Here is a 20,158-nt window from a genome sequence, read left to right on the forward strand (position 1 = left end):
CGTCTTCCCCGTTCCCTCGCGCCCCGTATTCCCGGCGGCGGCGCGCCTGGCACCGGGCGGCCATGAGGCCGCCACGCCCGGGACTGAATCTAGACAACCCGGCCCGCGCGGGCCATGTCGTGCCGGCCAGCTGGCCGCGAACGCAGTGTTGCGCAAGCCGAAACCCTCCGTCACCCCGGCAGGCGCATCGCCACCGCGATCCGCCCCCCGGCAACGGCCCAGCCGCCGCGCAGTTCCGTGCCCGCGGGCCATGTCCCGACCGGCCCCGTAAGCCGCGCCGAGACATCGGCCCCGTCGATCGAGACCCGCATGGCATCGAAGCCGAGCAGCGCCCCGGTCACGGGGTACTGCGCCTTGAAGGCCGCCTCCTTGGCCGCGAAGATGACCCGCGCCGCGCGCCCCGGATCGGCCTGCGCCATGGCCTCGGCGCGCTCATCTGGGCCGATGATCTCGGGCCAAAGCGCGGGCGGCAAGGGGTGATCCGGCTCGAGGTCGATGCCGATATGCGGCGGCCCGAGCCGCAATGCCGCCACCGCCAGGCCGGCATCGTGGCTGATCGAGCCGACGACCCCCTCGGGCCAGACCGGCGCGCGGTCGGCGCCCTGCGGCACCTCGCGGGGCGAAAGGCCGAGCCGCGCCATCGCCGCGCGCGCCGCGGCCCGGCCGGCGGCGAACTCGGCGCGCCGCGCCGGCACCGCGCGCCGGACGGCCTCGGCCTCGCCCGGCCAGGGCGTGGGCGCCGCGCCGATCGCGACGGCGGCGCAGGCAGTGCCGGGCGGGCAGAGCCGCGCGATCAGGGCGGCGAGATCAGCCAAGCGCGTCCCGCCGCGCCCTGAGCGCACGCCGCCTCTCGATCACGCGGCGGCGCGTGGTCTCGGCCGCTTCAGAGTCACCGCTGCGCTCCGGTGTCGGGGCGGGCGCGCGCCCGGCCTCCAGCCGCGCGGCCAGATCGCCCAGCCGGGTGAAGCGGAAGATGTCGGTGATCGCGAGGTCGGGCGCCGCGAGTTCGGCCCGGATCCGGCGATGCGCCTCGACCGCGAGCAGCGAATGTCCGCCCAGCGCGAAGAAATCGTCCTCGGCGCCCGGGCTTTCCACGCCGAGCAGATCCGACCAGATCGCCGCGATCGCGGCGGTGGCCTCGCCGGCAGGACGCGCGGCAGGCGCAGGCGCGTCTGGCAAAGGCGCGGGCACGGGCCGCGCCGCCGCGGCCCCCGGCCCGGCGCGGCGCGGGGCCGGTTCCGGCAACGCCTTGCGGTCGATCTTGCGGTTCGGGGTCAGCGGGAAGGCGTCGAGCCGCACGATCCGGGCCGGCACCATCACCTCGGGCAGTCGGGCGGCGAGCGCGGCGCGCAGCGCGGTCTCGTCGACCGGCCCCTCGGCCTCGACATAGGCCACCAGCCGCTGCAGGCCGGGCCGGTCCTCGCGCGAGACCACCACCGACTGGCGGATGCCGGGTCGGGCGTCGAGCGCGGCCTCGATCTCGCCCAGCTCGATCCGGTGGCCGCGCAGCTTGACCTGGTGATCGGCCCGGCCGAGGAACTCGAGCCGACCGTCCCAGCGCCAGCGCGCGAGGTCGCCGGTGCGGTAGATCCGGCCCCTGCCGGACGGGTCGGGGCGAAACCGCTCGGCGGTCAGCTCGTCGCGCCGCCAGTAGCCGGCCGCGACCCCGGCGCCGCCGATCCACAACTCGCCCGTCACGCCGGCGGGCAGCGGCGCCATGGCCTCGTCCAGCACGTGGCAGCTGGTGTTGCGCAGCGGCCGGCCGATCGAGGCCACCGCCGCGCCCGGCCGGGCCTCGCCGCTGGTCGACCAGATCGTGGTCTCGGTCGGGCCGTACATGTTCTCGATCCGGGCCGGCGTCGCGCGTGCCAGATCCTCGACCAGCGCGCCCGGCAAAGCCTCGCCGCCGACCAGCAGCCGTCGCAGCCCGGCAAGCGCCGCGCGGCTGCCCTCGTCGGCCAAGAGCATCCGCGCCATCGAGGGGGTGCATTGCAGATGCGTCACCCCGTGGCGCCGGATCTGCGCCGCGATCGACCAGTCCTCGCCCCCGGGCTCGGCCTCGGGCTCGACCTCCGGGGCGCGGCGCAGCAGTTCGGCCAGACGCGGCAGCCCGTCCAGGGCGGTCTCGGTCTCAAGCCCGAAATCGATCAGGCAGGCCACCTCGCCCACCCCGATGGCACGCAGCTCGGCCAGCCGGGCCAGACCGTCCTCGACGGTGCCGAACAGCCCCTGCTTCTCGAAATACCGCGCGAAGGCGTGTTCGAGCACCGCCTCGCGCTCGGCCTCGGTCAGCGCGTCGGGGTCGGTGCCGCCGCCGCTGAAGGCCGGGAAGGCCGCGGCGTGGCGCGCGATCAGCCCCGCGGCCGAGGCGAGATAGGCCTTCATCGGGCCGCGCACCGCCGCGCGCGCCGCGGCGCGGCTTTCGGCGAGGTAGCTGTGCAGCATGACCGTGACGCGGAACCGCTCGGGCGCATGGCCGGCCTCGGCCAGCGCGGCCCGCCACAGCCCGATATGGCGCTCGAGCGTCCCGAGATCCTGCCCGAGCATGTGGGTCAGCACGTTGGCGCCCAGCCGCCCCGCCTCGCGCCAGCTCTCGGGGTTGCCGGCAATGGTGAGCCAGAGCGGCAGCTCGGCCGAGACCGGGCGCGGCCGCGTCGCCACCTGCTGCAGGCTGCCGTCGGCGCGGGGGAAGGCCACCGTCTCGCCGCGCCACAGCCTGCGGACCTTGTCGATCGCCTCGCCCAGCGCGGCGCGGTGGTCCGGCGGCGCCGCCTCGGGGCGCAGCACGAAATCGTCGGGCTGCCAGCCGGCCGCCATGGCGATGCCGGCGCGCCCGCCCGACAGCCGGTCGACCACCGCCCAGTCCTCGGCGATGCGGGCCGGGTGATGCAGCGGCGCGACGCAGCTGCCGGCGCGGATCGCGACGCGGCGCGTGATCGCCGCCACCGCAGCACCCGTCACCGCCGGGTTGGGATAGGGCGCGCCGAAGCCGTGGAAATGGCGCTCTGGCGTCCAGACCGCCTCGAAGCCCTGCGCGTCGGCAAAGCGCGCGCCCTCGGTCAGCAGCCGGTAATCCGGGTCGCCCCCGCCCTCGTGGCCCCAGTAGAACAGGCTGAGCGCCATGCCCCGCCGCCCCGCGCCGTCGGCCGAGGGCAGGGTCCGGTCGGCCTCGCCCTGCACCACGACCGCGTGGCCGCGCGACAGGGTCCACAGAAGCTCCAGCACCGAGATGTCGAAGGAGATCGAGGTCACCGCCAGCCAGCGCCCCGGCGCCTCGTCGCCGATCCGGTCGTCCATCGCGGCGCGGAAATTGGCGAGGTTGCGGTGGGTGATCATCACCCCCTTGGGCCGGCCGGTCGAGCCGGAGGTGTAGATCAGGTAGGCCAGATCCCCCGGCCCGGCCGTGTCGGGCAGAGCCTCTTCGGAGGCCACCGCGAGGCGGGGGTCGTCGGTCAGGAGCAGCGCGGCATCGCTCGGCGGCACGCGCCCGGCCAGCGCCGGGGCGCTGACGATCACCGTGGCACCGCTGTCCTCGGCATAGAGCGCGAGCCGATCGGCCGGGTAGCCCGGGTCGAGCGGCACGTAGGCCGCGCCGGCATTCAGCACCGCCAGCATCGCCACAACCATGTCGATCGACCGCTCGAGATGCAGGCCGACCCGATGGCCCGGCCCCGCGCCCATGGCGCGCAGCACATGGGCCATGCGGTTCGCCCGCGCCTCCAGCCCGGCATAGCTCAGCCGTTCGGCGCGGTGGATCAGCGCTGTCGCCTCGGGCTGCCGCGCGGCCTGCGCGGCGATCTCGGCCTGCACCGTCGTCTTGGGGATCGCGGCTTGGGTGGCGTTCCACGTCTCGAGCCACTGCTGCTCGGCGGGCGCGAGGCCGGGCCGGCCGGTGCCGCCGGCTGCCAGCGCCTCGGCCGTGGCGCAAAGCCGGGCGGCGAGCATCTCGCGTGCCGTCTTTGGCAGGCGCGCCGGGTCGTAGAGCAGCGCCGTCCCCTCCGGGTCGAGGCCGGCCACAGCGCCGGCCGGCAGGTCGGGGCCGAGCGCCATGCGCGGCGGCCGCACCCCGCTGCCGGGCATCCGCGCCGGCAGGTCGGCGGCGAAGCCGCCGGTGCGGTGCGCCGCCGCGATCCGTTCGCGCAGCGCCTCCGTCGTCTCGCCGCCCGCGACGCGCAGCGGCAGCCAGTCGGCCAGGTGGCCCGGCCAGCCGGTCGCGCTGTGCAGCGCGAGGTCGCAGGGCCCGTCCGCAAGCTCCACGGCGATCGCGGCCCAGGCCGCGGTGGCCTGCGAGCGCGCGGGCTCCGGCAGTTCGAGCGGCAGCCGCCCGACCGCGCCCGGCGCCTCGGCCGGCTCGCACAGCCCGGGCAGGTCGGCCGGGCGCAGCGCCATGAGCCTGTCGCGCCAGCCCGCCTCGTGCCGCGCGGCCGCCCGCATCGCCGCGCCGAGCCCCTCGGGGTCGGCCGGGGCCTCGAGCCGCGCGCCCGCCGCGACCAGCGCCGCCACGTCGCAGGCCGCGCCGTCGGGGCGGGCCAGGCCGGCCAGCCGCAGCGCGCCATCCGCCAGCCGCACCGTCACCGCATCCGCCGTCGCGTCGAACGCCCGGCCCGGCGCGGCGCCCGCGGTCGCGTCGGCAGGCGCCGCGGTGCCGACCAGCAGCACCTGCCCGCCGAGCCGGATCTTGGCGCGCGTCACGGGGTTCGGGTGGCGGCCGTGATCAAGCGCGCGCACCAGCCGCAGCGCCGCGGCGACATCGCTCCCCGGCGCGATCAGCGCGTCGGCCGGTGGCCGGTCGGCGGCGCGGTGCATCCGGCGCGGCGCGGTCTGCGGACGCCGCCGCAGACCGTCGCGCAGCTGGCCGAGAACGGCCGGGAAACTCTCGAGCCCGGCGGCGAAGCAGCGCGCGTTGAGCGTGGCCGCCGTTTCCCCCGGCGCGATGGCGAAGCCGCGCTCCTCGAGGATGTCGCCGGCATCGAGCCGCGCGGTCATCAGGTGCCAGGTGACGCTATGGCACTTCGCGCCCTCCAGCAGCGCCCAGACCGGGGCGTTGAGACCGCCGCGCGCCGGCAGCGGCCCGTCGTGGAAGTTGATCGCGCCGCGCCGGGCGCGGGCCAACGCGGCCTCCGGCAGCGGCGCGAGATGGCCGATCGAGAACAGCCAGTCGGTCTCGGGCAGCGCCTCGGGCGCATCGGGGTCGTGCAGCGCCACGCCCTCGGCCGCGGCCCAGTCGCGCAGCGGCGCGAAGCGCGTGGCGACCGCCCGGATCGGGTGGCCCGCGGCCCGCAGCATCCGCGCCGCCTCGAGCGTCAGGCTGGTGTGGCCGATCAGGGTACAGTCGCCGCTCATGCCCGGCCCTCCTCCTCGGGGCCGCGGCGCCGGGCCCGCAGCTCGTGTCGCGCCAGGTCGCGCAGGAAATGCCCCGGATCGCCGGTCTCGCGGCGCATCAGCCGGCAGCGCAGCCGGTGCAGCCCGCCGGCGGCCAGGTGCAGCGCCGTCGCCATCGCCGCCCGGCGCGGCCCCAGATGCTTGCGCAGGTAGCGCCGGCGCGAGGCGAACCAGTAGTCGGGCACCCGCTGCCAGTGCTTCATGCCGGTCGAGACCGAGCCGATATGCACGACCCGGCTCTCGCGCACGTAATGGGTCTGCCAGCCGGCCTGCCGGGCGCGGCGGCACAGGTCGGTCTCCTCGAAATAGAGGAAGAACCCGTCGTCGAAGAGACCGATCTCGTCGAACACGGCGCGCCGCACCATCAGGCTCGCCCCCACGGTCCAGTCGACCGGGCCGCTGTGCGCGGGCATCGGCATCGGCACCGCGTGCCGCCGCAACAGCCGCGAGACCGGGCCGAAGCGCATCGCACCCTCGACCTCCGAGAGCAGCGAGGGAAAGCGGAAGGCGCCGTGATGCGGCGTTCCGTCGGGGCCGTGGACGGCGCTGCCGGCGAGGCCCGCCTTCGGGTGCGCCTCGAGATGCGCGACCAGCGCGGCGATGGCGCCGCGCGCCGGAAAGGCGTCGGGGTTGAGCACGTAGACGTAGTCGGGCGCCCGGCCGTCGCGCAGACCGGCGCGGATGCCGGCATTGTTGCCGAAGCCGAAGCCGCCGTTGCGCCCCGACTGGATCACCCGCGCCCGCCCCTGCCAGCCGCGCCGGGCGAGGCCGTCGCGCAGCCGCTCCTCCGAGCCGTCGGCGGAGGCGTTGTCGACGATCACCAGTTCCCCCGGCAGGCCCTCCATCGCCGCCAGCGCGGCTTCGGCGGCGCGCAGCGTCATCTCGGGCGTGCGCCAGTTCAGGATCACCGTCAGAAGGGTCGGCATGCGTTCTCTCACTCCGCCGCGGCCAGTTGGCCGGGCCGCACCGGGGCGGCGGCCAGCAGCGGCCGCAGCCGCGCGGCCAGCACCGCGACATTGGGGTCGAGCACCATGCTGTCATGGTCGCCCGGCACCTCGATCACCTCGAGCCGCGGCGCCAGCCCGCCCCAGCCGTTGTCGGGCAAGATATACTGCCGCTCGGCGCTGACCAGCCGGCCGCCGGGCAGCCGCCAATGCGGCCGGGGCGCCGGGCGCAGCAGGGTCGCCGGCCCCGCCCAGCCCGGCGCGGTGTAGCCGGCCAGCGCCTCGTAGAAGGCGGCCTCGATCACCGGGTCGTGCTCCGCGGCGGCGGCCACGCCCTCGAGCCGGCCGAAGCGGCGGCGGCCGATCTCCCAGCGCAGACGCTGCGCCGCCCAGCGCAGCGGGTAGGCCAGCCCGGCGCGGCGCAGCTCGATCGCCTGGATCGCGGCGCGGTCGCGCCAGGCCAGCGGCGCCCGGCGCGGCAGCGGCGTGTCGAGCAAGATCAGCGCCGCCACCTCATCGCCTTCGGCGGCGAGCTGCTGCGCCATCTGCCAGGCGGTGATGCCGCCGCCGGAATAGCCGGCCAGGTGCCAGGCGCCGCCGGGATGCACCTGCCGCATTTCCCCCAGCATGTCGCTGGCGGCCGCCTCGATGCTGCGATGCGGCGCGTGGCCTTCGATCAGCCCGCGCGCCTGCAGCCCCCAGACGGGCCGGTCCTTACCCAGAAGCTGCGCCAGCCGGCGCAGGTTCATCACGTTGCCGAACATGCCGGCGGCGATGAAGAGCGGCGCCCCGTCGCCGCCCTCGCTCAGCCGCACGAGGTGGGTATGGCCCGCGCCGGCCGGCGGGCCCGGCCGGGCCGCGGCGTTGCCGGCGACCGTCTCGGTCCCGTGGTCGCGGGCGGCATCCACCCGGGCGGCGAGCGCGCGCAGGGTCGGCGCCTCGATCAGCGTCGAGATCGGCAGAGCCGGCCCGATCTCGCGGCGGATCATCGCGAAGAGCCGCACCGCCAGAAGGGAATGCCCCCCGAGGTCGAAGAAGCTGTCATCGGGGCCGAGCGCCTCGGCGCCGAGCAGACCCTGCCAGAATCCGGCGATCCGGCGCTCGGTCTCGGTGTCGAGCCCTGCTGCGACGGCCGGCGGCGGCGCGGCCGGGGCCGGCCGGGGCCGGTCCGCCGAGATCTGGCGCTGCAGCGCCGGCAGCGGCAGCGCGCTCACCGCGACCTGCGGCAGCCCCGCCCCCAGCGCGGCGCGCAGCGCCGCCCCCGCCTCGCGGGCGCGGATGCCGCGGGCGAGGTTGTGCCGCAGCCGCAGCGTCGCCGGGTCGTCGCCGGGCACGGCGCCGCCGGGCACCGGCGCGGGCAGGTCCAGCCCGGCCTCGAGCCGCAGCATCCACAGCCCCTCGACCTCGACCAGCACCCGGCCGTCCGGATCCGCGAGCGTCACGTCGAAACGGGCCCGCCCCTCCTCCTGCGCCTCCGAAAGCCGGACATGGCTCAGGATCTCGCCGGCCAGCGGCGCGTAGACCCGCACCCGGTCGTAGCCGGTCGGCACCCAGAGCCGGTCCGGCGCATGACCCGGCACGAGGTCGAGCGCCCAGCCGGTGGCGATGTCGAGCAGGCCGGGATGCAGCGCCATGCCGGGGGCGGCGGTCGCGTCGGCCTCGAGCCGGGCCAGCCCCTCGCGCCCGGCCCGCCGGGTGGCGCGCAGCACCTGCCACTGCGCCCCGAAGCGCAGCTGCCCGGGCTGCGGCAGGGCGGTGTCGGGCCGGGGCGCGCCGCCCAGACGCTCCGTGATGCCGGCGATGTCGAGCGGCGCCGGGGCCGCCGCCCCGAGCGGGCGGGCCTGCATCTCGGCGGTGGTGGCGAAGCCCTCGCCCGGCAGGGCGGCCCGGATCTCGAGCCGGTCGCCGGCCTGCCGCAGCCGCAGCCGCGTCGTGCCGGCGGCGGGGGCGCGCAGGGGCGCCTTGAACCGCAGCCCCTCGACCTCGAAGGGCACGAAGCCCGAGGCGCCCAGCGCCTCGGCCGCCAGTTCGAGGTAGCCGGTGCCGGGCAGCAGTGCCTCGCCCGTGGCCAGCCGGTGCTGGTCGAGGAACCAGCGCGCCTCGGCCGACCAGTCGGCCTCGAATTCGCACTCGGGGCCGGTTTCGGAGCCGTCGATCCGCCGGTCGAGCATGGGCAGCGCCACCGGCCGCCCCTGCGGCGCGGGCGGCGGCGGCGCGAGCGCCTCGGCCGCCATGCCGACATCGGCCCAGATGCCCCAGTCGATGGCGACCACGGCGGTGCGACCGCCGGAGCGGGCCTGCGCGAAGGCGTCGAGCGCGGCGTTGGCGGCGGCGTAGTCGGCCTGCCCCGCCGCCGGGGCCCAGCCCGAGACCGAGGCGCAAAGCGCCATCCAGTCGAGCCGCCCGTCCGGCAAGAGCGCGTCGAGCACCTCCAGCCCCCGGAGCTTCGGCGCCAGCACCGCCTCGGCGGCGGCCGGTTCGCGCAGCAGCATCGGCGCGTCGTCGAGCCGGCCGGCGGCGTGGATCACGCCGCTGAGCCGGCCGAGCGCCGCCTCGGCGCGCTCCAGCGCCGCGCGCATCTGCCCGGCATCGGTGACATCGGCCGCCAGCGGCAGGACATGCCCGCCCAGCGCCTCGAGCCGCAGCACCGCCCGCACGGCGCGGGCGGCGGCGCCGGTATCGCCAGATGCGGCGATCTCGGGCCAGCGATCGCGCGGCGGCAGCGCCCGCCGCGACAGCAGCGCGATGGGCGCCGCCTCTTCGCGGATCAGCGCCTCGGCCAGCGCCAGCCCCATGCCGCCGAAGCCGCCGGTGATCAGCACCGGTCCGCCGCGCCGCACCGGCCAGGCCCGCCCCGCCTGCGCGCGGACCGCCCGGCGCTGCCGCCGCTGGCCGCCGCGCCAGGCCGCGACGGTGTCGGCGGGCGCGGCCAGCGCCTCTTCCAGCAAGGGCCCGACCAGTTGCTCCGGCGCCGCGACCGGGCCGAGATCGAGCAGCGCGGCGGTGACGCCCGGCAGTTCGCGCGGGAGCGCCAGCACCGGCCCGATCACCGCCGCCTTGGCCGGCACCGGCCGGTCCTGTGGCGTGACGCCCAAGAGTTCGTTGCCGGCGCAAAGCAGGTGCAGACCGCGCTCGCCGGCCACCTCGGACCAGGCCCGCGCCAGGTGGAACAGGCTCCAGAGCCCCCGGCCCTGCATCTCGCGCGCCTCGGGCGCGTCCGCGCCGGTCAGCAGCCACAGGTGCAGGACCCGGTCGGGCAGGCGATCCTCGGCGGCCAGCGCCTCGAGCAGCGGCGCGTAGCCCGCGCCGCCCTCCTGCGGGTCGAGCACCCAGTCCGACCGCCCCTCGCGCGCGAAGCCCACGCCGGCGCGCACCACCACCGCGTCATGCCCCGCCGCGCGCAGGCGCCGCGCGGTTTCGGCGCCGACGCCGCTCTCGTCGGCCAGGATCAGCCAGCGCCGCACCGGCTGGTCGGCCAGATCGCCGCCCGCCTCGTAGTCGCCGTCGGGGTAGCTGCGGCGCCAGTCGGGCCGCCAGATCCAGCGCGCCGGATCGTCCTCGCGCTCGGGCCAGTTCTCGGCGGGCGCGTCGCCGCGATCGCGCGCCCCGTTTCCGGGGGCGATGAAGTGGCGGTCGCGCTGGAAGGCATAGCCCGGCAGCACCACGCGGCGGCGGCCCTCGCCGAAGAGCTGGTCGCGGTCGATCGGGCCGCCCATCGCCCAGACCCGGCCCAAGGCGCCCACGAAATGCACGTCGTCGGCCACCGTGTCGCGGGCATGGCGCAGGCTCGGCACGCAGCGGGCGGTGCCGATGCCGGGCTGCATCGCGGCCAGCGACGACAGCGCCTGCCCCGGCCCGACCTCGATGAAGATGCGCGGCCGGTCGGCCAGCCGGCGCAGGCCGTGGTCGAAATCCACCGTGTCGCGCAGATGCGCCACCCAGTAGGCCGGATCGGTCGCCTGCCCGTCATCGAGCGGCTGGCCGGTGCGGTTCGACAGGATCGGGATGGTGGGCGGCGACAGCGCCATCCGGCCTAGATGCGCCTCGAACCGGCCCAGCACCGGGTCGAGCAGGCGGCTATGGGCGGCGACCGCGATCGGGATGCGGCGGGTCTCGACCTGCCTGGCGGCGAGACGCCGCTCCAGCGCCGCGATCGCCGCCACCGGCCCCGAGGCCACGGTGAGGCCGGGCCCGTTGATCGCCGCGAGGTCGAGATCGGGGCCGAGCTCGGCGCGCAGCGCATCGGCGCCCAGCGCCACCGAGAGCATGGCGCCCGGCTCGGTCTCCTCGAACAGGCGGCCCCTGAGATGCACGAGGTCGAGCGCCGCCTCGAACCCGGTCACGCCGGCCAGGGCGGCGGCGGCGTTCTCGCCCATCGAGTGGCCGATCAGCCGGTCCGGCATCACGCCCCACGACATCCAGAGCTGCGCGAGCGCGTGCTCGACGGCAAGGATCAGCGGCAGCTGCAGCGCCGGGCGGCGCAGCTCGGCCTCGGCCTCTTCGGTCATCCCGGGGCCCGGCAGCCACAGCGCCCGCATGTCGCGGCCCGCCTGCTCCGACACCCGCAGGAGCCCGCGCTCCATCCAGTCGCGGAACACCGGCTCGGTCTCGAAGAGACCGCGCGCCATGCCCGGATATTGCGAGCCGCCGCCGGGGAACATGAAGACGATCTCCGCCCCGGTCTCGGCGGCGTGGCTGAAGACCCGCCCCCCCTCGCCCGTCTCGAGCAGCCGGGCCGCCTCGGCATGGTCATGCGCGACCAGCACGCGGCGGCGCGACAGGGCCGGCCGGCCGCTGGCGAGGGTGTGGGCGACATCGGCCAGCGGCTGGTCCGGCCGGGCGCGCAGATGCGCGGCCAGCCGCGCGGCGTTGGCGTCGAGCGCCGCCTCGGTGCGGCCCGACAGGCAGATGAGCTGGAACGGCCAGTCCGACGCCGCCGGGGCGGCGCGCTCGGGCGCCTCTTCCAGAACGGCATGGGCATTGGTCCCGCCGACGCCGAGCGAGTTGACCGCGGCACGGCGCGGCGCGCCATCCCGCGGCCAGGGCCGCGCGCGGTCGGCGATGCGGAACCGGGTGGCGCCGAGATCGAGCCGCGGGTTGGGCGCGGTGAAGTCGGGCTGGGGCGGGATCTCGCCGTGATGCAGCGCCAGCGCCGCCTTGATCAGCGAGATCACCCCCGCGGCGGTGTCGGTGTGGCCGACATTCGCCTTGACCGAGCCGACATGGCATTCGCCGCCCGGGCCGAGCCCCTGCGCCAGCGCCGCAAGCTCGATCGGGTCGCCCAGCGCGGTGCCGGTGCCGTGGCACTCGACGAAGCCGATCTCGGCGCCGCTCACCCCGGCCATGCGCAGCGCCTCGGTCACGGCCGCGGCCTGCCCGTCCACCGACGGGGCGAGATAGCCCGCCTTGCGGGCGCCGTCATTGTTGATCGCGCTGCCCTTCAGCACCGCCCAGACATGGTCGCCGTCGGCCAGCGCATCCTCGAGCCGGCGCAGCACCACCGCCCCGGCGCCCGAGCCGAAGACCGTGCCGGCGGCGCGCGCCTCGAAGGCGCGGCAGGCGCCGTCGGGCGAGAGGATCTCGTTCTCGCGGTAGAGGTAGCCCCGCCCCTGCGGCAGCTCGACCGTCGCGCCGCCCGCCAGCGCCATGTCGCATTCGCCGTCGAGCAGCGCCTGCGCCGCCATGTGCACCGCCACGAGCGAGGTCGAGCAGGCGGTCTGCAAGGTCACGCTCGGACCGGTGAGGTCGAGCATGTGGCTGAGCCGCGTGGCGAGGAAGTCCTTGTCGTTGCCGGTGTGGCGCAGCAGGAAGGTGCCGGTCTCCTCGACCAGCTCGGGGTTGGTGAGCAGGTTGTCGTTGTAGTAGCGGCTCTCGCCGCAGCCGGCGAAGACGCCGACCGCTGCCGCGCCGCCGCCCCCCGCGGCGTGGCCGGCGGCGTGGCCGGCATTGTCGAAGGCCTCCCAGGCCGCCTCGAGGAATTGCCGGTGCTGGGGGTCCATCACCGCCGCCTCCTTGGCCGAGAGCCCGAAGAGGCCGGCGTCGAAGCGGTCATAGCCCTCGAGCGGGGCGCCGTAGGGGACGTAGTCGGGCCGCGCGGTCAGGCGCGCGGGCTCGCCGGCGGCGGAAAGCTCGGCCGGGGTCAGCCGCCGGATCGCCGAGCGGCCCTCGCGCAGCATCGCCCAGAACGCGTCGAGCGTCGCCGCGCCGGGCAGGCGCAGCCCCATGCCGATGATCGCGATGTCGCCGAGCCCGTGCTCCGCCTCGTCCATCCTACGCTCCAACGCCGCGCCGTCGCGCTGCACAGTCCCAACCCAATGGGGCGGCATCTGGGCCGCCGTCCGCCCTTCGCGCGGCGCGCCTAGCCCGGCGGCACCGCGGCCAGCGCCGCCACCGCCGGCCAGCCGGCCCAGAGCGCCAGCGCCGCCACGGCCGCGCCGAGCGTGGCGAAGAGCGCGTCGTGCAGCGGGTCCCAGACGCCCTGCCGCCGCGCCAACCAGACCAGCACCGGATAGGCCATGAGATGCGCCGCGCCCTGCCCGACGAGGCCGCCCGCGAATCCGCCCCAGGCGAGCCCCGCCGCCATCGCCCCGAAGGTGAGCGCGGCGCGCGCCGCCTGCAAGACGAAGAATCGCCGCGACGCGCCCGCCGCCAGCGCCGCCTGGTCGTAGGTCAGGCCGATCAGCGCCGGAAGCTGCAGCACCGCCACCAGCACCACCACGCCGCCGGCCATCGCGTAGCGCGGGTCGTACATCAGCGCGATCAGCCACGGCCCCGCGAAGGCGAAGACCGCCACCGCCGCCAGGAGCGCGGCCGAGGCCGCCATGCGCAGCCGCCGCAGCCGGGCGAAGTTCGCCGGATCTTCGGCGGGCGGGCTGTCGCGGTAGACCGGGATCAGCACCCGCCGCGTCACCATGTGGCCCAGCACCATCGGGAAGGTCGCGAGGAACAGGCCGATGTTGTAGACCCCGAAATCCCCGAGCGAGAGCCAGCCGCCGATCAGCACCCGGTCGCTCTGGCCCGCGACGAAGCCCGCCACGGTCGACAGGAAGATCCACTTGCCGAAGGAGACCAACTCGCGCGCGGCCTCGGGCTCCCAGCGCAGGCGGTTGCGCGGCCCCGGCAGGAAGCGGTCGAGATAGACGAGCTGCGCCACCGCCGCGACCAGCGCCGCGCAGACCAGCGCCCAGACCGAGCCCCAGGCCCAGGCCATGACCACCGCCGCGGCGATCTGCGTTGTCTGCACCGCCAGCTCGATCAGCGTCACCCGCCCGGCCCGCAGGTGGCGATGCGCGGTCTCGAGCCGGGTCGGGTTGAAGCCGTTGATCACCAGCGCGAAGGCCGCGACCGGCAGATATTGCAGCAGCATCGGCTCGCCGTACCACTGCGCGACGGGCCAGCTCAGCCCCAGCGCGGCCAGCCACAAGAGCACGCCGCGGCCGATCTGGATGGTCCAGGCGGTGTCGAGGAAATCGGGGTCGTCGCCGCGCCGGCTCTGCATGATCGCCGGGCCGATACCGACGTCCGAGAACATCGTCAGACCCATGACGAAGACCAGCACGATCGCCATGACGCCGAAGGCCTCGGGAAACAGCAGCCGGGTCAGGATCAGGTTCGAGGCCAGCCGCAGCACCTGCCCCGCGCCGAAGCCCGCCACCATGATCGCCGCCGAGCGCAGCGCGCGGATGCCGAGGCCGCCGCCGCGCAGCCGGGCCGCGAGCGTCGCGCTCACCGGCCGCGGCTCCAATGGTCGGGCGCGCCGCCCAGGCGGCTGCCGAGCGCGACCGCGCCGTAGACCGCGAAGCCCAGCGGATCGGCGGCCGCGAGCCGCGCCACGCCGCGCGCGCCCAGGGGCGGCTTGGCCTCGCGCGTCATGATCTCGGGGAAGCGCCGGGCGATCTCGGCCATGCCGGCATCCTGCCGGCGGCGGACCCGGACCAGCGCGCCCAGCCCCTCGGCCACCGGCCAGTCATAGCCGGCCTCGACCGCGATGCGCTCCTCGGGGGCGAACATCAGCCGCGCAAAGCCGTCATCCGAGATCACGTCGGGAAAGGCCCCCCAGCGGGCCCGGCCGGCCGGGTTGACGGCGTAGATGCCGCAGCCCGGCACGCCCGCGGCCATGAAGGGCACCCGTGCCCAGAGCCGGGCATAGGCGCGCGCCACCCGGCCGCGGCCGGTGATCCGCAGCCGGCCGCTGGCGTAGAGCGGCGCTGGCACGTCCAGCGCCGCGTGCAGCGCCGCCAGGAGCGGCGGCGACACGGTCACGTCGGCGTCGAGATAGACCCGGATCGCCCCTGCCGGCACCAAAGCGTCGCCGGCGTTCAGCGCGGCGGGCTTCGCGCCCAGGGCCTGCTCGATCACCCGCAGCCGCCAGCCGCGCGCGGCGAGCGTTCCGGCCATGGCCCGGGCCCGGGCGGCGGTGGCGTCGCGGCAGCCATTGGCGATCACCGTGACCCCGACCGGGCCCGGCACCGGCCGCGACGCCGCGAGCGCGGCCAGACAGCCCTCGATCAGGGCGGCCTCGTTGCTGGCCGGGATCAGCACCTCGATCGGCGGGCTCATCGCAGGGTCTCCGTCGGGATCACGCGTTGCGGTTCATCGCCGTAGACGATCTCCTCGACCCCGGCCAGCGAAACGCGGCGATGCCCGGCCCCCAGCAGCAGGCGGCCGCCGTCGCGGCGCAGCGGCCAGTCGCGCGCGCGCCCCGGCAGCAGCGCGCGGTCGCGCCCCGCCCCGCCATGCAGCAGGTCGCCCGGACCGGCCACGAGGATGTCGTCGCCGCCGCCGCCCAGCAGCACGTCCTCGGCCCGTGTTCCGGCGATACGCTCGGACCGGTCGGTGCCGCGCAGGATGGCCCCGACCGCGAAGGCGGCGGGGTCGCGGCCACCTTCGCCCTGCATGGCCGCGGCCCGCAGCAGCGCCTGCCAGCGCGGGGTGTCGTCGTCGAGATGGCGCAGCGCGCCCCAGCTGCCCCAGCGCGACGGGCGCGCCACGTCGAGATAGGCGGTGAAGACGCCGCCGCCCGCCGCGCGCCAGGCGAGGTGCAGCTCTTCGAGCAGGTCGGCCATCTCGAGGGTGTAGCTGTAGCGGGCGAGCAGGCCGGTGATCGCCTCTTCCCCGGTAGCCGTGCCCTGGCCTGCCAGGTGCCCGCCGCCCTCATACATCACGAGATCCAGCCCGTGGCGGCGCGCGACACCGGCGTGGTGGGGCCAGAGCCGCTGCGACAGGTCCTCGAGATCGGCACGCAGCCCGGCCGCCAGATGCGCCTCGGCCTGCCCTTCCGAGATCAGCCGCAGCAGGTCGGGCACCTTCTCCTGCGTCGCAAGGCCGTGGCCGACATAACCCGAGACGGCGTAGGCGTCGAAGCTCTCATGCGGCGGCCGCGCTCCGCGCGCCACCGCCAGCGGCGCCTCGAGCAGCGGCTGCTCGAGCCCCGGCCAGCCGGTGTGCACGGCGATCACCCGCACCAGTCGCCGCTCGGCCGCCGCGCCGAAGACCTGCGCCCAGATCTCTGCCACCTCGGCCGCCCGCAGCCCCGCCGCCTGCATCCAGCCGTCGCCGCCGGGCGCCGCGCCCCACAGCGCCTTTGCCCGGCTTTCGGCCCAGCGGGCCTGGGCGAAGCGGAAGTTCCAGACCTCGTTCGACCATTCGGCATGGGCCTTGAGCCGCGGGTCGAGGCCGTCGCGCACCATGGCGGCGAAGCGCGCGACATAGTCGTCATCGGCCATGTGCGGCAGAGTGAACCAAGGGTCCGCGCCGGTCTCGTTGGCCAGCCGGATCATCGCCTCGAGCGGCACGCCCTCGCTCCAGCTCTGGTCGTCCATCCGCGGCCGGCCGGACCATCGGACCTGCGTCGCGCCGTTGGTGTCCATCCAGTCCATGAAGCGCAGCAGCCGCATCGGCGCGATCCGCGCCGTCCAGTCGGGGTTGAACAACGCGCCTGCCTCGAACAGGTCGAGCCGGTCCTCGCGCACCACGGTGATGTCGCGGACCGGCGCGGCCGGGTCGGTCGCCTCGACGAAGATCTCGACCCCGCCGGGCCCCGGGGCGTAGTCGAAGCGGATCTCGTTCGGCGCCCGCGACACCGCCTCGGCCCGGCCGCCGACCGAGACCCGCCCCCGCCCCGCATGGCGCAGCACGTATCGCCCGGCGAGCGAGCGCGCCGCCTCGGGCATGTCGGTGAGGATCAGCGTGCCGATCCGCTCGACGCCGTCGGGGATCGAACGCACGGCCCGGCGATCGACATGGCCGCCGGCGCGCAGCGCGTCGTGCTCCATCCCGCCCCATTGCCCGGGCCGGTGCCCGATCCAAGGGCGCGCGGTCTTCATCAGGTCGAGGAAGGGCTGCTGCGTCGACCAGTCGGCGATGCCGGCCAGATTGAAGCCGAGCATCGGCTCGGCCCGCGCGGCCGGCGCGCAAACCATCAGGGCGAGCAGGGCCAGGAGGCGCAGCAGCGTCACATCACCGTCCTGAGCGGCGCGGGCGCGGGGCGCGGCGCGGGCAGGCTGCGTTCGGCCATGCCGAGGATCGCGCCGGCGGCGAGGAAGGTGACGGGCGTCAGCGTCGCGTTGGGCAGAAGGTCCACGAGGTTCATCCCCAGCATCACCGCCAGCGCGGCTGTCGCGGCCGGCGGCGCGGCCTGCCGCCAGAACAGCATGAAGACGGGCAGCGCGAGAAGCCCGAACTCGGCCAGGAAGCCGACCCAGCCGAAGATGCCGATCACCACGATCCAGCGCCCGTCCGAGACCGTGAGCGCATCGCCGTCGCGCAGGTCGTAAAGCTGGTTGCGGCCCCAGATGCCCCAGCCGAAGAGCGGCCGCTCCGCCGCGCGGGCCAGCAGCACGTCCTCGTTGTCGAAGCGGAACTCGAGCGACTGCGCCCGGTCGGGCGAGATGGCCTCGGCGCGGGCGAGGATGGCCTCGCGCGGCACCAGATCGGCGCCCTTGAGCGCCGGATAGGCGAGGGCGAGACCGGCCATCGCCACGGCCGCCGCCATCTGCAGCCGCCGCGGCGCCAGCGCGAGGAAAGGCGCCAGCAGCGTCGTGTAGAGGATCGCCGCCATCGACTTGCACAGAAGCAGGAGCACCCACAGCCCGCCGGCCACCCCCCACAGCGCCGGCGCCGCGCGCCCGCGCGCCTGCCGCGCCAGCGCCACCGCCGCGAGCACGGCCATCGCCACGAGGAAGGCGACCCAGAGCCCGTGGTAGAGAAAGACGATCGGCCGGTAGCCCTCGCCGCGGATCATCTGCCGGAAGTCGTGCTGGAAGAAGCCGTAGACCCATGTGTTGAGCTGCGGGCTGAGCCGCAATTCGAGCAGGATCGGAAACGCGTAGGCCAGCGCCGCGAGCACCAACGCGGCCAGGAGGTCGCGATGCGCGGCACCGCTCTGCAACAGCGCCCGCGCCAGGAGGAACGGCACCGCGAGCAGCAGCTGCTGCACCACGAGGCCCGGCGCCTCGGCCAGCCGCAGCCCCGGCAGCACCCGCACCCCGAAGGCCAATGGCTCGGGGTTGAGAGCAATCGTCACCACCGGCGAGAGCAGGTAGGCCAAGAGAAGGGCCCGCATGGCGAGGCTTTGGGGAAGCAGGCCGCGCCCGCGCAGCACCACCAGCCCGGCGCAGAGCGCGGCGAGGCTGGGGATGGTGTCCTTGTTCATCGACGGCAGCAACGGCAGGTCGATCTCGGCCGGCAGCGGCGGCAGCAGCAGATAGCCTGCCAGCAGGCTCGCCAGCATCGCCCGCCCCGGCGACAGCCGCAGGAAGAGCGCGGCCGTGACCAGAGGCCAGGCCAGCAGGACGAGTGTGGCGAAGACGTTCGGCATGGCGGGCGGCTCCCGGCGGGCGGCGCGGTCCCGGCAGGCCGGGTTCGCCACCCCAGAATGGCGCGGCGCGGGCGGTGCGGGAAGCCGCCCGGCGCGACGGTCTCAGAGACCGGTGCCGCGCGCCACCACCAGCAGCGTGCGCAGCATGACCCGAAGATCGGTGGCGAAGGACAGCGCCCGGTAGTAGCTGCGGTCGTATTCGGCGCGCTGCGCGAAGCTCGCGGCGTTGCGCTCGGAGGTCTGCCAGAAGCCGGTCAGGCCCGGCCGCATCTGGTAGTACTCCTCGCCCGGGTAGTAGGCGCTCTGCTCGGGCAGCATCGGCCGCGGCCCGACCAGCGCCATCTCGCCGCGCAGCACGTTGAAGAGCTGCGGCAGTTCGTCGAGCGAGCTGCGGCGCAGGAAATGGCCCAGCGGGGTGATCCGCGGGTCGTGACGCAACTTCTGGCTGTGCTGCCACTCGGCCCGGGCCTCCGGGTCGGCGTCGAGATGCGCGGCGAGCGCCTCCTCGGCGTCGGGCAGCATGGTGCGGATCTTCCACATCCGGAACGGCCGCCCCTGCCGGCCGAGCCGGGTCTGGGCGTAGAACGGGCGCTGCCCGCTCAGCATCAGCGCCAGAGAGATCACCAGCACCACGAAGGCCACCGGCAGCGCCGCGCAGAGCACGACCACGAGGTCGAACGCCCGCTTGCCGCCGTCGCGGTAGGCGCCGGGGCGGACCTGCGCCTTCGAGCGGCCGATCCGGCGCAGCGAGGCCCCCGAGGCGTCGAAGCCCGGCATGGCCCCGGTCTCTGCCTCCAGGCTCCGGGCGCCACGGCTCAGCCGCAGCCCGAATGTCTCCCCCGCTCCGTCGTTGATCATCGTCACGTCACTCTCCTTACTCGCATCACCCGGCGCGGCACGGCGCACCTAAAGCTCTGGCGTGCCTTCGAAAACATTTCCGGCGCATTGCGGGTCCATGCTAGGGGGCCGGTCCGGTCGGTCAATCTCGCCCGGCGGCCCGCCGCGGAAACGTGGCGTCCCAAGACGGCCCAGACCGCCCGGTGGCCACCGGGGTCTGATCGCATAAAGGGATCCATTCCCGAGCGCCAGACCGGACTGTGTCGCGAAGGGAAACCGAACCCGCCCCTATCGACAGGTCCTCCGCTCGAAAGGGACCGGCCGGAATTGCGGCACCGACATGGCAGCGCTGCGGCAGGTGCCGTCCGATTTCGCCAGGCGGCCCGGCCAGGGGGTCTGCGGTGTCACTGGCAGGACCTCAATGCTAGGAAAAGAGGCGCATTGTTGCGCCCTGCAACACGCCGAATCGCGGCGATGATTCGCAACCGGCCGCAATCCCGCCCGATTCCGAATCGCCGGCGATCAGAAGGCGCGACTCAACGAAAAGTTGAACACCGCCGTGACGCCCTCCCCCGGGGGGACGGTGGTCAGCCGCAGGTCGGTCCGCCCGATGCGATAGCTCGCGCTCAGGGCCGCCAGGGGCAAGAAGCCGCCCAGATCTGGGATGGCGTAATCGGCGCGCAGCTGCCGCGCACGCGACTCGTACCGCGCCGCGCCGAGCGAAGCCCCGATCCGCAGCGTCCCCGGCCCCGCCTCCGCAAACGGCCAGCTCACGCCGCCCAGCAGAAGCGGCGAGATTTCGTCATAGCTGTTGAGAAAGACGCCGCCCTCGAGATGCAGCTCCCGCCCACTCTCGCCCGCCGCCCATCTCCGGCCGAAAGCGAGGCCGGGCGTCGCGTCGTTGAGCGTGTCGGTGCCCAGGTGCCAGCTTCTGAGATAGACCGCGCCGTAATCCACCGCTTGCGCCGCGGCGGAGCCGGGCAGCAAGACGCAGATCAGCAGGAGGGCCAGAGGCGGGCGTCGGGTCATGATCGAAGCCTAAGCGCGCATGGCCGGCCGATCCAGCCTGCTGCTATCGAGCCTGCCCTGGCCCTGTCGGATTCCGCGCCGGACGGGTGGTGTGCCTGCTTTGGGGGGGGGTGTTGGTTGCGGGAGCAGGATGCCAACGATTATTGCA

At 75.4% G+C, this 20,158-nt stretch carries 10 protein-coding genes; all 10 read right to left on the bottom strand.

All coding sequences use genetic code 11. The features are described 5' to 3' along the window. Nucleotides 1-170 precede the first annotated feature (170 nt). Nucleotides 171-815 (bottom strand): 4'-phosphopantetheinyl transferase family protein, encoded by a 645-nt coding sequence (locus BLT43_RS16845; RefSeq protein ID WP_242652328.1) that lies wholly within the window; start codon nt 813-815, stop codon nt 171-173. Further along, nucleotides 808-5,343 carry a MupA/Atu3671 family FMN-dependent luciferase-like monooxygenase gene (locus tag BLT43_RS16850; RefSeq protein ID WP_090114770.1) on the bottom strand — a complete coding sequence of 1,512 codons (4,536 nt, stop codon included), beginning with the start codon at nt 5,341-5,343 and terminating at the stop codon, nt 808-810. The genes BLT43_RS16845 and BLT43_RS16850 overlap by 8 nt, the downstream gene beginning before the upstream one ends. Continuing rightward, the gene (locus BLT43_RS16855) at nt 5,340-6,308 is read right to left on the bottom strand and encodes a glycosyltransferase (RefSeq protein ID WP_090114771.1); all 969 of its coding nucleotides are present in this window, start codon (nt 6,306-6,308) and stop codon (nt 5,340-5,342) included. The genes BLT43_RS16850 and BLT43_RS16855 overlap by 4 nt, the downstream gene beginning before the upstream one ends. A gap of 8 nt (nt 6,309-6,316) precedes the next feature. Next, complete coding sequence (locus BLT43_RS16860) at nt 6,317-12,595, bottom strand: type I polyketide synthase (RefSeq protein ID WP_090114772.1); 6,279 nt, start codon at nt 12,593-12,595, stop codon at nt 6,317-6,319. Nucleotides 12,596-12,684: 89 nt separating this feature from the next. Beyond that, nucleotides 12,685-14,055: an oligosaccharide flippase family protein gene (locus tag BLT43_RS16865; RefSeq protein WP_090114817.1), complete on the bottom strand. Its 1,371-nt coding sequence runs from the start codon at nt 14,053-14,055 to the stop codon at nt 12,685-12,687. Next, the gene (locus BLT43_RS16870; protein ID WP_090114773.1) at nt 14,052-14,885 is read right to left on the bottom strand and encodes a glycosyltransferase; all 834 of its coding nucleotides are present in this window, start codon (nt 14,883-14,885) and stop codon (nt 14,052-14,054) included. The genes BLT43_RS16865 and BLT43_RS16870 overlap by 4 nt, the downstream gene beginning before the upstream one ends. After that, complete coding sequence (locus tag BLT43_RS16875) at nt 14,882-16,783, bottom strand: calcium-binding protein (protein WP_090114774.1); 1,902 nt, start codon at nt 16,781-16,783, stop codon at nt 14,882-14,884. The genes BLT43_RS16870 and BLT43_RS16875 overlap by 4 nt, the downstream gene beginning before the upstream one ends. Beyond that, entirely contained in the window at nt 16,780-18,144 is a 1,365-nt protein-coding gene (locus BLT43_RS16880) for a hypothetical protein (protein ID WP_090114775.1), read from the bottom strand. Before BLT43_RS16880 ends, BLT43_RS16875 begins: the two co-directional genes overlap by 4 nt. Nucleotides 18,145-18,246: 102 nt before the next feature. Next, entirely contained in the window at nt 18,247-19,002 is a 756-nt protein-coding gene (locus tag BLT43_RS16885; RefSeq protein ID WP_242652334.1) for a sugar transferase, read from the bottom strand. A 501-nt stretch (nt 19,003-19,503) separates the two neighbouring features. After that, nucleotides 19,504-20,010, bottom strand: coding sequence for a hypothetical protein (locus BLT43_RS16890; protein WP_090114776.1), 507 nt, complete (start codon nt 20,008-20,010; stop codon nt 19,504-19,506). Nucleotides 20,011-20,158 lie beyond the last annotated feature (148 nt).

Origin of the sequence: Limimaricola pyoseonensis, from assembly GCF_900102015.1 — a bacterium.
Taxonomy (GTDB): Bacteria; Pseudomonadota; Alphaproteobacteria; order Rhodobacterales; family Rhodobacteraceae; genus Limimaricola; species Limimaricola pyoseonensis.

Bases quoted from the DNA above. Each gene is read 5' to 3' on its own strand.
- BLT43_RS16870 (WP_090114773.1), bottom strand. From the start codon at position 14,885: ATGAGCCCGCCGATCGAGGTGCTGATCCCGGCCAGCAACGAGGCCGCC.
- BLT43_RS16880 (WP_090114775.1), bottom strand. From the start codon at position 18,144: ATGCCGAACGTCTTCGCCACACTCGTCCTGCTGGCCTGGCCTCTGGTC.
- BLT43_RS16855 (WP_090114771.1), bottom strand. From the start codon at position 6,308: ATGCCGACCCTTCTGACGGTGATCCTGAACTGGCGCACGCCCGAGATG.
- BLT43_RS16885 (WP_242652334.1), bottom strand. From the start codon at position 19,002: ATGATCAACGACGGAGCGGGGGAGACATTCGGGCTGCGGCTGAGCCGT.
- BLT43_RS16890 (WP_090114776.1), bottom strand. From the start codon at position 20,010: ATGACCCGACGCCCGCCTCTGGCCCTCCTGCTGATCTGCGTCTTGCTG.
- BLT43_RS16850 (WP_090114770.1), bottom strand. From the start codon at position 5,343: ATGAGCGGCGACTGTACCCTGATCGGCCACACCAGCCTGACGCTCGAG.
- BLT43_RS16860 (WP_090114772.1), bottom strand. From the start codon at position 12,595: ATGGACGAGGCGGAGCACGGGCTCGGCGACATCGCGATCATCGGCATG.